Origin of the sequence: Streptomyces sp. NPDC048416 (genome assembly GCF_043200435.1) — a bacterium.
Lineage (GTDB): Bacteria > Actinomycetota > Actinomycetes > Streptomycetales > Streptomycetaceae > Streptomyces.
Genome location: NZ_JBICXU010000008.1, coordinates 212,934 through 226,762, shown reverse-complemented (window position 1 = coordinate 226,762; position 13,829 = coordinate 212,934). Strand labels below are relative to the sequence as shown.

Annotated in this window: 13 protein-coding genes; 2 read left to right on the top strand and 11 right to left on the bottom strand. The window is 70.8% G+C overall.

Translation table 11 applies throughout. From position 1 onward, the window contains the following. Nucleotides 1–203: 203 nt before the first annotated feature. Nucleotides 204–1,064 carry an alpha/beta fold hydrolase gene (locus ACGFW5_RS13910; protein ID WP_393834427.1) on the top strand — a complete coding sequence of 287 codons (861 nt, stop codon included), beginning with the start codon at nucleotides 204–206 and terminating at the stop codon, nucleotides 1,062–1,064. A gap of 228 nt (nucleotides 1,065–1,292) precedes the next feature. Here ACGFW5_RS13910 and ACGFW5_RS13905 read toward each other — a convergent pair whose 3' ends face one another. From ACGFW5_RS13905 to ACGFW5_RS13855, 11 genes are all read right to left on the bottom strand, one after another. Continuing rightward, nucleotides 1,293–4,121, bottom strand: a complete 2,829-nt coding sequence (locus tag ACGFW5_RS13905; protein WP_393834426.1) for a DEAD/DEAH box helicase — start codon at nucleotides 4,119–4,121, stop codon at nucleotides 1,293–1,295. A gap of 190 nt (nucleotides 4,122–4,311) precedes the next feature. Further along, entirely contained in the window at nucleotides 4,312–5,268 is a 957-nt protein-coding gene (tatC, locus tag ACGFW5_RS13900; RefSeq protein WP_393834425.1) for a twin-arginine translocase subunit TatC, read from the bottom strand. 73 nt (nucleotides 5,269–5,341) lie between these two features. Then, a complete protein-coding gene (gene tatA, locus ACGFW5_RS13895) occupies nucleotides 5,342–5,626 on the bottom strand; it encodes a Sec-independent protein translocase subunit TatA (RefSeq protein WP_393132623.1) in 285 nt (94 codons plus the stop codon). Between the two features lie 211 nt (nucleotides 5,627–5,837). Continuing rightward, complete coding sequence (locus ACGFW5_RS13890; protein WP_393834424.1) at nucleotides 5,838–6,035, bottom strand: hypothetical protein; 198 nt, start codon at nucleotides 6,033–6,035, stop codon at nucleotides 5,838–5,840. Next, nucleotides 6,020–6,301 (bottom strand): hypothetical protein, encoded by a 282-nt coding sequence (locus ACGFW5_RS13885; protein ID WP_393834423.1) that lies wholly within the window; start codon nucleotides 6,299–6,301, stop codon nucleotides 6,020–6,022. The genes ACGFW5_RS13890 and ACGFW5_RS13885 overlap by 16 nt, the downstream gene beginning before the upstream one ends. A gap of 14 nt (nucleotides 6,302–6,315) precedes the next feature. After that, nucleotides 6,316–7,290 carry a helix-turn-helix transcriptional regulator gene (locus ACGFW5_RS13880; protein ID WP_393834422.1) on the bottom strand — a complete coding sequence of 325 codons (975 nt, stop codon included), beginning with the start codon at nucleotides 7,288–7,290 and terminating at the stop codon, nucleotides 6,316–6,318. A gap of 15 nt (nucleotides 7,291–7,305) precedes the next feature. Further along, nucleotides 7,306–8,256 (bottom strand): helix-turn-helix transcriptional regulator, encoded by a 951-nt coding sequence (locus tag ACGFW5_RS13875; RefSeq protein WP_393834421.1) that lies wholly within the window; start codon nucleotides 8,254–8,256, stop codon nucleotides 7,306–7,308. A gap of 147 nt (nucleotides 8,257–8,403) precedes the next feature. Continuing rightward, a complete protein-coding gene (locus ACGFW5_RS13870) occupies nucleotides 8,404–8,775 on the bottom strand; it encodes an FKBP-type peptidyl-prolyl cis-trans isomerase (RefSeq protein ID WP_393834420.1) in 372 nt (123 codons plus the stop codon). A gap of 40 nt (nucleotides 8,776–8,815) precedes the next feature. After that, nucleotides 8,816–9,829 (bottom strand): FKBP-type peptidyl-prolyl cis-trans isomerase, encoded by a 1,014-nt coding sequence (locus ACGFW5_RS13865; RefSeq protein ID WP_393834419.1) that lies wholly within the window; start codon nucleotides 9,827–9,829, stop codon nucleotides 8,816–8,818. A gap of 138 nt (nucleotides 9,830–9,967) precedes the next feature. After that, nucleotides 9,968–11,329, bottom strand: coding sequence for a Pup--protein ligase (gene pafA, locus ACGFW5_RS13860; protein ID WP_267054116.1), 1,362 nt, complete (start codon nucleotides 11,327–11,329; stop codon nucleotides 9,968–9,970). Nucleotides 11,330–11,338: 9 nt separating this feature from the next. Next, nucleotides 11,339–12,598 carry an MFS transporter gene (locus ACGFW5_RS13855; protein WP_393834418.1) on the bottom strand — a complete coding sequence of 420 codons (1,260 nt, stop codon included), beginning with the start codon at nucleotides 12,596–12,598 and terminating at the stop codon, nucleotides 11,339–11,341. 55 nt (nucleotides 12,599–12,653) lie between these two features. On the opposite strand from ACGFW5_RS13855, the gene ACGFW5_RS13850 reads away from it, so the two are divergent. Then, nucleotides 12,654–13,808, top strand: coding sequence for a LacI family DNA-binding transcriptional regulator (locus ACGFW5_RS13850; RefSeq protein WP_393834417.1), 1,155 nt, complete (start codon nucleotides 12,654–12,656; stop codon nucleotides 13,806–13,808). Nucleotides 13,809–13,829 lie beyond the last annotated feature (21 nt).

Here is a 13,829-nt window from a genome sequence, read left to right as displayed (position 1 = left end):
AACTGGGCGTCCACGCAACGCCGGTGCCGCATGAGGCAGTTGTGTGCACCACCCCGACGGGGGCAGAAGGCAGGGCGTGCCGGTTCAGCACGCGTCGGCGGGATGAGCGTCTGTCGGCCGGGGGGGCAGCGAGTGAGGGGCCGCCCCGGACGGGTGGGTGCCGCCGTGGGCGGATGCGTCAACGAGGTCGGGGGGAACAGGGCGTGTTCGAGGGCTTTGAAACCAGGCGGGTTCAGGTCGATGGAGCGTCCATCTTCGTGCGTCACGGCGGGGAGGGGCCGCCGGTGGTGCTGCTGCACGGCCACCCCCGGACGTCCGCGACATGGCATCGCGTCGCTCCCCTCCTCGTCCGGCGCGGCTTCACCGTGGTCTGTCCCGACCTGCGCGGGTACGGCCGGTCCACCGGCCCGACGCCCACCGCGGACCACGCGGGACACTCCAAGCGTGCCGTCGCCGGTGACGTGGTCGAGGTGATGCGCTCGCTCGGCCATGAACGGTTCGCGCTCGCCGGGCACGACCGGGGAGACCCTGTCGCGCTGCGTCTCGCACTCGACCACCCGGGGGCGGTCTCACGGGTGGCGCTGCTCGACTGCCTGCCCCTGACCGAGCATCTGTCGCGCATCACGGCCACGTTCGCCACCCAGTGGTGGCACTGGTTCTTCTTCGCCCAGCCGGACATTCCCGAGCGTGTCATCAACGCCGACCCGGACAGCTGGTACCGCGGCGATCCGCAGGTCATGGGGCAGGAGAACTACGACGAGTGGCGCGCGGCCACGCGGAACCCCGATGTGGTGCGCGCGATGCTGGAGGACTACCGGGCCGGCCTCACCATCGACCGGCGGCACGAGGAGGACGACCGCGCCGCCGGGACACGGATCCAGTCCCCCGCCCTGATCCTCTGGTCACTCCGCGACGACCTGGAGGACCTGTACGGGGACCCGCTGAAGATCTGGCGACAGTGGGCCCCGGACGTACGCGGCCACGGCATCGACTCCGGGCACCACATGGCCGAAGAGGCACCGAAAGCCCTCGCGTCCGCCCTCGCGGACTTCTTCGCCGAGTGACCCCACGCCCCCCTCGCAGTCGAGAAGCACCCCGTCCGACGCCGCGCCCCTACGCTTCCCCCTTGACCAACTCCTTTGCCAGGGAGGCCAATTCGGCAGCCCCCGGCATCCGTGGGGAAGCGAGCCGCATGCGTCGGGGTCCGTCCACCCGTGCCGCGGCCCCCGCCGGAGTCCCGGTGGGGGCCGTTCGCTCGGGGGTGGTGCGGGGTGCGCACCGTGGGCGGTGGCTCAGCCGACCGAGCTGTAGGCGACGACGCCGCGCAGCAGGGCGTCGACCGCCTTGCGGGCGTTCTTGGACACCGTGCTGTTCTCGCGCGGTGCCGCGGCCGCGATCTGGCCCAGGACGTCGATCACCTGCTTGCACCAGCGGACGAAGTCGCCGGCGGGCATGTCGGCCTCGCGCAGCACTTCGTCCAGGCCCTTGTCGGAGGCCCACTGGTAGGCCGCCCACGCGAAGCCGAAGTCGGGTTCGCGCTGGCCCACGCCCTCCGCCTGGTTGATCTTGTGGTCCTCTTCGAGGGCGTCGAGCCTGCCCCAGATCCGTACCATCTCGCCGAGCGCCGCCTTGGCGTTGCCGGACGGCGTCTTGGGCGCCACCGCGTCGTCGGACTGGCGCGCCTCGTACACCAACGCCGATACGCACGCGGCGAGTTCGGCCGGGGTCAGGCCTTCCCAGACGCGGGCGCGCAGGCATTCGCTGGCCAGCAGGTCGAGCTCGCCGTAGAGACGGGCGAGGCGCTTGCCGTGCTCGGTGACCTCGTCGTTGCGCAGGTAGTCGAGCTCGGTGAGGAGCGACACGATGCGGTCGAAGGTGCGCGCGATGGTGTTGGTGCGCCCCTCGATGCGCCGCTCCAGCTGCTGGGTGTCGCGCTGGAGACGGTGGTAGCGCTCGGCCCAGCGGGCGTGGTCCTCGCGCTCGTCACAGCCGTGGCAGGGGTGGGCGCGCAGAGCGGTGCGCAGCCGGGTGATCTCGCGGTCGTCGGCCGCCTCGGAGCGGGCCTTGCGGTGCCGCTCGGGGACGATGTGCCCGGCCTTGGTGCGCAGCGCGGACGCCAGGTCCCGGCGGGACTGCGGCGAGCGCGCGTTGAAGGACTTCGGGACCCGCATCCGCTCAAGGGCCTCCACCGGCACCGGGAAGTCCATCGACGCGAGCCGTTTGACCTGGCGCTCCGCGGTCAGCACCAGCGGGCGCGGCCCGTCGTGCTGCTCGAAGCCGCGGTGTCCGTTGGTGCGGCCCGCGGGGGTCCCCGGGTCGAGGACCAGGGCGAGGCCCGCGAACTTGCCGGTCGGCACGTGGATGATGTCGCCCGGCTTGAGCTTTTCCAGGGAGGCGGCGGCAGCGGCACGGCGCTGGGCGGCGCCGTGCTTGGCGAGCTCGGTCTCGCGGTCCTTGAGGTCGCGCCGCATCCGCGCGTACTCCTCGAAGTCCCCGAGGTGGCAGTGCATGCCCTCCCGGTATCCCGTCAGGCCCTCCTCGTTGCGCTGGACCTGGCGCGAGATGCCGACCACGGACTTGTCCGCCTGGAACTGCGCGAAGGAGGTCTCCAGCAGTTCGCGCGAGCGGTGCCGGCCGAACTGCTGGACCAGGTTCACGGCCATGTTGTACGAGGGCCGGAAGCTGGAGCGGAGCGGATAGGTGCGCGTGCCGGCCAGGCCCGCAAGGGCGTCCGGGTCCATGCCGCGCTGCCACAGCACCACCGCATGGCCTTCGACGTCGATGCCGCGGCGGCCGGCCCGGCCGGTGAGCTGGGTGTACTCGCCGGGCGTGATGTCGGCGTGCTGTTCGCCGTTCCACTTGACCAGCTTCTCCAACACCACGGACCGGGCGGGCATGTTGATGCCGAGGGCCAGGGTCTCGGTCGCGAAGACGGCCTTCACCAGGCCGCGCACGAACAGCTCCTCCACGACCTCCTTGAAGGTCGGCAGCATGCCGGCGTGGTGGGCGGCGATGCCGCGCTCCAGGCCCTCGATCCACTCGTAGTAGCCGAGGACGTGCAGGTCCTCACCGGGGATGGAGGCGGTGCGCTCCTCGACGATCTCGCGGACCTTCTGACGGCCCTCCTCGTCGTTGAGCCGCAGCCCCGCGTACATGCACTGCTGGACGGCGGCCTCGCAGGCGGCGCGGCTGAAGATGAAGGTGATGGCCGGCAACAGGCCCTCGGCGTCGAGCCGTTCGATGACTTCGGGGCGGCCCGGCGTCCAGATCCGGGAGCGCGAGCGGCGCTCGCGCTCGCGGTCGGCCTCGCGCACCATCTTGCCGCGGCGCCGGTCACGCGGGTTGTACGTCTTCTGGTTCTCCAGGCGCGCCATGCGCAGCAGGTCGGGGTTGACCTCGCGCCGGGCGATGCCGCGGCCGCCGTGGTCGGACTCCTCCTCGAAGAGGTCGTACATCCGCCGCCCCGCCATGACGTGCTGCCACAGCGGCACCGGACGGTGCTCGGAGACGATCACTTCGGTGTCGCCGCGGACGGTGTCGAGCCAGTCGCCGAACTCCTCGGCGTTGGAGACCGTCGCCGAAAGGGAGACCAGGGTGACGGACTCCGGGAGGTGGATGATCACCTCTTCCCAGACGGCGCCGCGGAAGCGGTCGGAGAGGTAGTGCACCTCGTCCATCACCACGTACCCGAGACCGATGAGCGCCTGGGAGCCGGCGTACAGCATGTTGCGGAGCACTTCGGTGGTCATGACGACCACCGGCGCATCCGCGTTGACACTGTTGTCGCCGGTCAGCAGGCCCACCTTGTCGGCGCCGTAGCGTCGCGCGAGGTCGGCGTACTTCTGGTTGGACAGCGCCTTGATGGGTGTGGTGTAGAAGCATTTGCGGCCCTGCCCGAGGGCCAGGTGCACGGCGAACTCGCCGACGATGGTCTTGCCCGAGCCGGTGGGGGCCGCGACGAGCACGCCCTTCCCGGCTTCGAGAGCCTGGCACGCCTCGATCTGGAACGGGTCCAGATCGAATTCGTACAGGTCACGGAAGGGTGCGAGCGCGGTGGCCTGCTCGGCGGCGCGGAGCCGGGCAGCTGCGTACGCTTCGGCTGGTGAGAGGTCCTCTGTCATCTTGTCTTCGAGCCTACCCGCCGCCTCTGACAGAGGTCGCGATCTTTATTGGAGGCCGGCTTCCACCGGCCTTCCGGCCGGGCGCCGGTACCGGTGGGGATACCCGCGCCGCGGGGCGTGCACACTCCCGGTGAGCCGCCCGTCACGCGGGCGGGCGCCGGACCCCGCGAGGCCCGGCGGCTCTTGTGGATCAGGTGACGTCGTCGTAGCCGTTGAGCCTGCTGCCGCGTCCGCCGTCGGACTGCTCGGGCAGCGCAGGGGGCGACGTCACGGCTTCGACGGTGCCGATGTCCTCGGGCGTGAGGTCGAGGTCGGATGCCTCGTCGTCGGCGGGCCCCGCTGCGGCGCGTTCCTTGCGCCGCTTGTCGTTCACCATCGAGATGCCGACGGCGACGAAGTAGAGGGCGACGATGGGGGTGGCGAGCGAGAGCATCGAGACCGGGTCGACGGTCGGCGTCGCGAACGCCGCGAAGACCGTGACGCCCATGATCATGCCGCGCCACCAGCCCAGCATCCGGCGGCCGGTGAGGATGCCGCTGAAGTTGAGCATGACGAGGAACAGCGGCAGCTCGAAGGAGAGGCCGAAGACGATGATCATGCGGGTGACGAGGTCGATGAGCTCGTTCAGCGGCAGGAGGTTGGCCACCCCTTCGGGGGTGAAGCCCAGCAGCACCTCGGCGGCCGCCGGCAGGACGTGGTACGAGAACCAGCCACCGGCGAGGAAGAGCGGGAAGCCCGCCGCGACGAAGCTCAGCGAGTAGCGCTTCTCGTGCTTGTGCAGGCCGGGCGAGACGAACGCCCACAGCTGGTAGAGCCAGACCGGGCTGGCCGCGACGACGCCCGCCACGAGGGACACCTTGATCATCAACGTGAACGGCCCCATGAGGCCGGACATCGTGATGTTGCCGCAGACCTTCGCGCCGTCCTTCTCGGTGAGCTTCGTGAACGGCACCGTGCAGTCCACGGCCTCCTTGATCGGCTTGGTGATCAGCTCGGCGATGTCCTTGTAGTAGAACGCCGCCACCACAGCGCAGATCAAAATGGCGAGCACCGACTTCGCGAGCCGGTTGCGCAGCTCACGAAGGTGGTCCGAGAGCGGCATCCTGCCCTCGGGGTCCCTCTCTTGTTTGCGGGCAGACTTGAGCAACCCACGTCCTCATCTCGTGCGGCAGGTCGCTCTGGTCACACCGGAGGTGAACAGCGCCTGCTGGGGCCCGGTGTCAGCGCTGCGTCGTGTCCGTCGGCTCGTTCACCGGACGCGCGCTGCTCACGTCGCCGGGAGCCGACTGGATCGTGCGCTGGGCCGGCGGCTGCTCGCCCGGCACCGGCGGGTCGGCCGGTGCGGGCTGCTGGCCCTCGGACTTCATGGCCTTGGCCTCGCTCTTGAGGATGCGGGCCGACTTGCCGAGCGACCGCGCCATGTCCGGGAGCTTCTTCGCGCCGAACAGCAGGACGACGACGATGAGGATGAGAATGATCTCGGGGGCGCCGAGCCTTCCGAACATAAGCGTTTACCTTCTCACCGAGGCTGCAGGGGTGGGACTGCTTGAGGACTGCCGGACTCTTGTCCGGCCGCCTTACGTGCAGCGATCGTAACGCGCAAGGGTGAACGCCGGGCAATCCCCGTGCGCACTCCCGTTTGCGGACCGTGCCTCGCTCTCTGGACCGCGTTGTGCAGCGTACCGCCCCGAAACGGGCGGCATCGGAGCGCACCGGTCATCCCCGTGTCTCTCCGGCCCCCGCGAGGTGGACGGCGGCGCGCTCCAGGTCCTCGGCGGCGCGATTGATCTTGTGTGTGGTGTCGGCCACCTGGCGGCCGAGCCGCTGGGCCTCGACGAACACCTTGACGGCGAGCACGCCGAGGACGGCGATCCCGAGGAAACCGAGGGCGATGGCGGTCATCGGCCAGAACATGGATGCGGCCCCTGGACGGTGGAGTGGAGGCGGAGGGTGCGGACGCCGCCGCCGGTGAGGAGTTCGACGATGCGCTCCCCGGCCGGCTTGCGGACGGCGGAGCCGCACTCGGGGCAGGTGAAGGAGTAGAAGGTCGTACGGCGGCTGGCGCCGATCGCCAGGCGGAACGCGGGCGCGCCGAGCTCGAAGCGGGCCCGGCACTCCGGACAGGCCGCCCTGAAGAGCACCGGGATCACAGGACGGGAAATACCGGGCAACACCGACACGTTCCGTACTCTCCTCAGCGCTGGTCGTCGAGCGAAGGCTTGTCCTCGTACGCCGCGAGCGCCTCGGTGGCCGCACGCCGGGCGCTCTCGGCGAGATCGTCCGGCGAGACGATCCGGCCGTCCTGGCCAAGGCGCAGCGCCAGGCGGCGCAGCGACGCCGGGTCGGGGGTGCGCAGCGTGATCCGCAGGCCGCCGTCGGGCAGTTCATCGGCGCTGTCGTGCGGGTAGTACTCGGCGACCCAGCGGCCGCCGGGGCTCACCTCCACCACGACCTCGGGGTCGTCGGCGGAGGGCTGGACGAGCCCTTCGGACAGGTCGCGCAGCTCCAGCTCGGGCGGCGCGGACGCCTCGTCGAGCAGCCGGATCTCGGCGACCCGGTCCAGGCGGAAGGTGCGGCGGGCCTCGGAGAGGCGGCACCACGCCTCCATGTAGGTGTGGCCGACGGCGAACAGCCGGATAGGGTCGACCTCGCGCTCGGTGAGCTCGTCGCGGGCCGGTGAGTAGTACTTCACCCACAGGCGGCGCCGCTCGGAGATGGCCCGGTCGACCTCGGCGAAGACGCCGCCCTCGGATTCGAAGGTGACCGAGAGCCGGGAGCTGGCGCCTGCTGCCTCGCCGGCCGCGGCCTCCAGCTTGGCCGTGGCGCGCAGCAGCGCCTGCCGGTCGCCCTCGCGCAGCCCGGGCAGCGTGGAGACGGCCCGCGCGGCCACGAGCAGCGCGGTCGCCTCGTCGGCGGCGAGCCTGAGCGGCGCCGCGACGTCGTCGGGGTTGTGCCACCAGATGCGGTCGCCGTCGGTGTCGATGTCCAGGAGGTCACCGCCGCGGAAGCTGGTGCCGCACATGGGCAGCACGTCGAGGTCGGAGATCAGTTCGTCCTCGGTGATGCCGAAGGCGCGGGCGACGTCCGCGACATGGGCGCCGGGGCGCTCGCGCAGATAGGTCACGAGCGACAGCATCCGCCGCGTCTGGTCGATGGCGTTGGCAGCCATGGTCTACGGTTCCCCTCAGCCCTTGGCCACGGCGCGCAGCCGGTCCATCACGTCGGCCCGCAGATCGGCGGGTTCCAGCACGACCACGTCGGGGCCGAACTCCACGAGGTGGGCATCCAGCCCGTGCCCGTACGGAATCTCCAACTCGTCCCACCCGTCGCCGAGTTCCCGGGCCGCGGTGGCCCGCGAGCGCAGCGGGTAGCCGGCGCCCGCGCGCAGCCGGATCCTCGCCGAGCGGGTCGCGGTCTCCCCCGCCCAGGTCTCGACGGTCTCGCGCACCGTGACGACATCGGGCACGGGGGCGGTGAAGGCGCCCGCGCGGGAGCGGACCCGGCCGCAGATGCGGCTGAGCCGGAACACCCGCTCGGCGCCCCGGTCGCGGTCCCAGCCGGCCAGGTACCAGTGGCCCCGCCAGCATTCCAGGCCCCAGGGCTCGACCTGGCGCACCTCGGGGCGTACGGCGGTCACCTTGCGGTAGTCGAAGACGACCGGGCGCCGGTCGCGGCAGGCCAGCATCAACGGCTCGAAGGCCGCCTCGTGGACCGGGATGCGCGGCTCGATCGCGCTGTGCTCATACGGATTGTCCGCTTCGGGCATGCCGGCGGCGCGCAGCTTCTGGAGTGCGCCGCTGGCCGCTCCCGCGAGCCGGGCCTGCTGCCAGACGCGGGCGGCGAGCCCGAGGGCCGCGGCCTCCTCGGCGTCGAGCTGGACCGGGGGCAGACGGTTGCTGTCACGGCGGGCGAGATAGCCGGTCTCGCCGTCCATGTTCTCGACGGTGTCGATGACCAGGCCGAGTTCCCGCAGATCGTCCTTGTCCCGCTCGAACATGCGGTTGAAGGAATCGTCGGAACCGGCTTCGAGATAGGCCTCGATGGACTCGCGCAGCTCCCGCTTGCTGAGTGCGCGCCGTGTCCCGAGCAGACACAGCGCCAGGTTCATCAGCCGCTCGGCCTTGGCAATCGCCATCGATGCCCTACGCCCTCTCTCATTGTGCGCTACGACCGTTGACCGTACCGCTCCGCGCTGCCGGGGCAAAAGCCGAGGGCCCATGCCCGCAGGCATGGACCCTCGGTCCGATCAGGTCCGATCACTCGGGACCGGTCACGGTGTGTCTCAGACGGAGACCAGGTCGCAGACGAAGATCAGCGTCTCGCCCGGCGCGATGGCGCTACCGGCGCCGCGGTCGCCGTAGGCGAGGTGCGGGGGAATGGTCAGCCGGCGGCGGCCGCCGACCTTCATGCCCTGGATGCCCTGGTCCCAGCCGCGGATGACACGGCCGGTGCCGAGCTGGAACTGCAGCGGGGTGCCGTGGTTCCAGGAGGCGTCGAACTCCTCGCCGGTGGAGAAGGCCACGCCCACGTAGTGGACCTTGACATTGTCCCCGGCCTTGGCGACGGCGCCGTCGCCCTCCCAGATCTCCTTGATCTCCAGGTCCGCCGGCGGCTGACCCTCGGGGAAGTCGATCTCGGGCTTGTCGATGCTCACGTAATGCTCCTACTGATCGCTAAGTGCAACCGGAACAGTCTTACATTGCTCCGAGGATGTCCACGACGAAGACCAGGGTCGAGTTGGCGGGGATGTCCGTGCCCTGCGCCTTGTCCTTGTAGCCCTGCTCCGGCGGAATGACGAGCAGCACCCGGCTGCCGACCTTCTTGCCGACCAGGCCCTTGTCCCAGCCCTCGATGACCTGGCCCTGGCCGATCGCGGTCGAGAACGGGGCGCCGGTCTTCCAGGAGGTGTCGAACAGCTTCGCCTGCGGCGCGCCCTCGTTGGGCTTCCAGGTGGCGCCGCTGTACTGCATGTAGACGGTCTGGCCGCTCTTGACCTCGGCGCCCTTGCCCTCGATGAGCACCTGGTCGACGAGCTTCTTCGGCGGGTCGTTCTTCGGGACGGTGATCGTGGCGGCCTCTTCCTTGTCCGCCTTGATCTGCGGCAGGTCCGACGGGATGGCCGCCTGGGTGCCGTCGACCTTCTTCGGCATGATGCTGTCGACGTCCAGGACGAAGACCAGGTTGTCGGTGCCGCTGACCCCCAGCTGCTCCTTGCCCGCGGTGCCGAACGCGGCGGCCGGCGGGGCGACGACCAGGACGCGGGCGCCGACCTTCTGGCCGAGCACCGCCTGGCTGAACGCCGGGATGTACGTCTGCGAGCCCGCCGGGATGACCTGGGGCACGCCACCCTGGTCGTAGGAGCCCGCGAGATCCTTGCCGCTCTTCCAGATCTTCCCGGTGTACTTGGTGACCGCGAGGTCGTCCTTCTTGACCTCGGCGCCGGTGCCCGCGGTCAGCGTCTTGACGACGAACTTCCCGCTCGGGTCACCCTTGGGGATGGTGATCGTGGGCTTCTTGCCCGCGTCACCCGCGACGGTGGGCATCGGCGAGGCGTCGGACACCGGCTTGGGCGCGGGAGCCTGCGACGGCTGCGCGGAGGGGGAAGCGGACGCGTCCTTCTTCTTCGCTGCGTCGTCGTCACCTCCTCCGCAAGCCGCGGTGAGCATCAAGGCCGGCACGATGAGCGCGGCTGCAAGTCGGCGTCGCACAGTGGTCCTCGGGGGTAGCTGGAACGGTCGGAGCGGCCACTCTACGGCCCCCAACGGCCACCACAAGGGTCCGGCATGCCCGGGGGCCCCGTGCGCCACAGCGCACGGGGCCCCCGGATCACGGCCTCTGCCGAGGCGTCACATACCGGCGATCAGCTTCTCCACCCGGTCGTCCACCGACCGGAAGGGGTCCTTGCACAACACGGTGCGCTGCGCCTGGTCGTTGAGCTTCAGGTGCACCCAGTCGACGGTGAAGTCCCGCCGCTGTTCCTGCGCGCGGCGGATGAAGTCGCCGCGCAGTCGGGCCCGAGTGGTCTGCGGGGGCACCGACTTGCCCTCGAAGATCTTCAGGTCGTTGCAGATGCGCGCCGCCTGGCCCTTGCGCTCCAGCAGGTAGTACAGACCCCGCCTGCGGTGGATGTCGTGGTAGGCGAGGTCTATCTGGGCGACCCGCGGGTGCGACATGGTCATGTTGTTCTTCGCCCGGTACCGCTCGATGAGCTGGTACTTCATGACCCAGTCGATCTCGGTGCCGATCCGGTCGAGGTCTTCGGCCTCGATGGCGTCCAGGGTGCGGCCCCACAGTTCGAGTACCTGGGCGACGGTGCCGGTGCGGATGCCACGGTGCTCGACGAAGTCCACGGCCTTCTCGTAGTACTCGCGCTGCACTTCGAGGGCGGAGGCCTCGCGGCCGCTGGCCAGGCGCACCTTGCGCTGGCCCGTGATGTCGTGGGAGACCTCGCGGATGGCCCGGATCGGGTTCTCCAGGGTGAGGTCGCGCATGACGGTGCCGGCCTCGATCATCCGCAGCACGAGGTCGGTGGCGCCGACCTTGAGCAGCATCGTCGTCTCCGACATGTTGGAGTCGCCGACGATGACGTGCAGACGCCGGTAGCGCTCGGCGTCCGCGTGCGGTTCGTCGCGGGTGTTGATGATCGGACGCGAGCGGGTGGTCGCGGAGCTGACGCCCTCCCAGATGTGCTCGGCACGCTGGCTGACGCAGTAGACCGCGCCGCGCGGGGTCTGGAGCACCTTGCCGGCGCCACAGATCAGCTGGCGGGTGACCAGGAACGGGATGAGGATGTCCGCGAGCCGGGAGAACTCCCCATGGCGGGCGACCAGATAGTTCTCGTGGCAGCCGTAGGAGTTTCCCGCCGAGTCGGTGTTGTTCTTGAAGAGATAGACGTCGCCCGCGATTCCCTCCTCGTGCAGGCGTCGTTCGGCGTCGACGAGCAGGCCTTCGAGAATGCGCTCACCGGCTTTGTCGTGCGTGACCAGTTCGGTCACGTTGTCGCATTCGGGTGTTGCGTATTCCGGATGCGATCCCACGTCGAGGTAGAGGCGGGCGCCGTTCCGCAGAAAGACGTTGCTGCTGCGGCCCCATGACACAACACGGCGGAAGAGGTAGCGCGCCACTTCGTCAGGAGACAGTCGGCGCTGTCCCCTGAACGTGCACGTGACGCCGTACTCGTTCTCCAGCCCGAAAATGCGGCGGTCCATGAGTGAACATTACGCCTGATGGCCTGAGCTGAAACCGGGTTCGACGGCACGGTTTCGATCATTTTCGTCAACTCCGACGACATCGCGCCGATACCCGGGTGCGGCCAGCACCTTGTGCGTCGCGAGCAGGACGACAAGCGCCGCCACTCCGCCGCCTCCCGCGACCGCGAAACCCGCTCCCGTTCCGCCGAGTTCGAGCATGGGCCCGGCGACCGCGGTGCCGATCGCGGTGCCGACGCCGAACGCCGTCACCAGCCACGAGAACGCCTCGGTGACCGTGCCGCGCGGCGCGTGCCGGTCCACGACGATGAACGCGCAGGCGATGCAGGGCGCGAGGAACACGCCGGACACGACGGTCAACACGGCCATCGCGGGGACGCCCGGGACCAGCGCGAGCGGCAGGTAACCGACGGCGAGCAGCGCCACCAGGACCCGCAGCCGCCTCTCGGGGGCTCCGCTCCACTGCCGGGCCCCGTAGACGAGCCCGCCCAGCAGGGCGCCGAGGCCGTTGGCCGCCATCAGCCACCCGTAGACGGTGTCGCTGCCGTGATCGTCGGCGTAGGCGGACGCGGCGACGATGATGGCGCCGAGCGCGAGCCCGACGAAGAAGAACGAACCGAGCAGCGCGAGAAGCCCGGACGAGCGCAGCGCGCCCAGCCAGTGCGCCTCACGCGGCGCCGAACGCCACGCCCTTGACGGCTGGGACAGGACGACGCTCAGCGCGCCGATGACCCCGAGCGCGTTGATCAGGAGCAGGGCCGTGGCGGGCGACCAGAGCGCGATGGAGACGGTGACGAGCAGCGGGCCGACCGTGAACATCACCTCCTGGGCTATCGCGTCCATGGCGTACGCGGTGTGCACCTGGTCCTCGCGCCCGAGGACGCTGGGCCACAGCGCGCGAAGGCCGCCCTCCAGGGGCGGGGTGGCGATCCCGGCCACGAAGACGGCCGCGTACGCCAGGAACACCGGCTCGATGCCGACGACGGCGAGCAGGGCCATGCCGAGGGCGGCGAGCACGGACGCGGGGAGCATCACGCGGGGCTGTCCGTACAGGTCGACGGCGCGCCCGAGCACGGGCTGGCCCACGGCGGTGGCCACCCCGTACACGGCGGTCAGCGCGCCCGCGAGGGAGTAGCTGCCGCCCTCGGCCCGCACGAAGAGGACGACCGCGATGGCGGCGGTCGCGTTGGGCAGCCGGCCGGTGAGGGTGCCCACGAGCAGCCGTGCGGCATGCCGGGTCCGAAGGATCTCCGCGTATCCCGCCGCCATGGCCACTCCTCAAGTGTTACGTATAACGTCCGACGTCATACGTACCATGTGGCCCATGGGCGGGTCCACCCCGCGCACCTCGACCACCCGCCCCGGAGGACCCGTGTCAGGACCGGACGCCCCGCAGACCCCGCACCCCGCACCGGTGCCGGCCCGTGCCGGGGTGCGCGCCGCCCGCGCCGCGCTGTCCGGACGGCCCGCCGGCGCCCGGCCGCCGACCAGCAGGGACGTGGCCGGCGCGGCAGGCGTCTCCCAGGCCACCGTGTCACTGGTCCTCGGGGACAAATGGCGCGGCCGGGTCTCCGAACGGACCGCAGGCCTGGTCAGGGAGGCCGCTCAGGAACTCGGCTACCGCCCCAACCTCGCGGCCCGCAGCCTGCGGCTCGGCCGCACCCGCACGGCGCTCCTCGTAGTGCCCGCCATGACCAGCGAATTCTTCGCCCAGGTCTACGCGGGCGCGGCCAGGGTCGCCGCCGAGCACGGCTTCGGCGTGGTGCTCTATCCCTCGCCCGAGGGCGTCGGCCCGGCCCGGGACCCCTTCGACTCCGCCCGCACCGCACTCGACGGAGTCATCGCCTCCTCGATGGCAGCCGGAGCCCTCGCCTCCATCCGCGGCAGCGACCTGCCCCTGGTGATGCTCGACAGCGACCCCGCCGAACCCGGCCCGGCGGCCCATGTGAACCTCGACATCGCCGACGGCGTACGCCGCCTGACGGAACATCTGCTGGGCCTCGGCCACCGCCGGTTCACCCACATCGCCGCCGACGTGGACTCCTGGACCTTCGTCGTACGCGCCCGGGCGCTGGCCGACGCCCTCAGCGCAGTGCCGGACGCCGAGCTGCGCACGATCCGGGCCGCACTCACCGTGGACGGCGGCCGACAGGCCGCGGAACAGGCCCTGCGCTCCCCCGGTGCGCAACCGACCGCGCTGATCTGCGACGACGACTTCCTCGCCGCGGGCACCTGCAAGGCCGCCCACCGGCTCGGGCTGCGCATCCCCGACGACCTCTCGGTCACCGGCTTCGACGGCCTGACCCTCGCGACCGCCCTCGAACCCGAGCTGACCACCCTCGCACTGCCCGCCGAACAGGTCGGCGCCCGCGGCATGACGGCACTGCTCGCCGTCCTGGAGGGCCGCAGGCCCGAGACATCGGATCTGCCCGTTTCACTCGCCGTACGGGGCTCAACGGCCGCGCCCCGGCCCGCCTGAGGCGGAACCGGGGCGCGCGAA

Coding starts and splice junctions, on each gene's coding strand:
- ACGFW5_RS13905 (WP_393834426.1), bottom strand. CDS start 4,121: ATGACAGAGGACCTCTCACCAGCCGAAGCGTACGCAGCTGCCCGGCTC.
- tatA (WP_393132623.1), bottom strand. CDS start 5,626: ATGTTCGGAAGGCTCGGCGCCCCCGAGATCATTCTCATCCTCATCGTC.
- ACGFW5_RS13890 (WP_393834424.1), bottom strand. CDS start 6,035: ATGTTCTGGCCGATGACCGCCATCGCCCTCGGTTTCCTCGGGATCGCC.
- ACGFW5_RS13880 (WP_393834422.1), bottom strand. CDS start 7,290: ATGGCTGCCAACGCCATCGACCAGACGCGGCGGATGCTGTCGCTCGTG.
- ACGFW5_RS13875 (WP_393834421.1), bottom strand. CDS start 8,256: ATGGCGATTGCCAAGGCCGAGCGGCTGATGAACCTGGCGCTGTGTCTG.
- pafA (WP_267054116.1), bottom strand. CDS start 11,329: ATGGACCGCCGCATTTTCGGGCTGGAGAACGAGTACGGCGTCACGTGC.
- ACGFW5_RS13855 (WP_393834418.1), bottom strand. CDS start 12,598: ATGGCGGCGGGATACGCGGAGATCCTTCGGACCCGGCATGCCGCACGG.
- ACGFW5_RS13850 (WP_393834417.1), top strand. CDS start 12,654: ATGGGCGGGTCCACCCCGCGCACCTCGACCACCCGCCCCGGAGGACCC.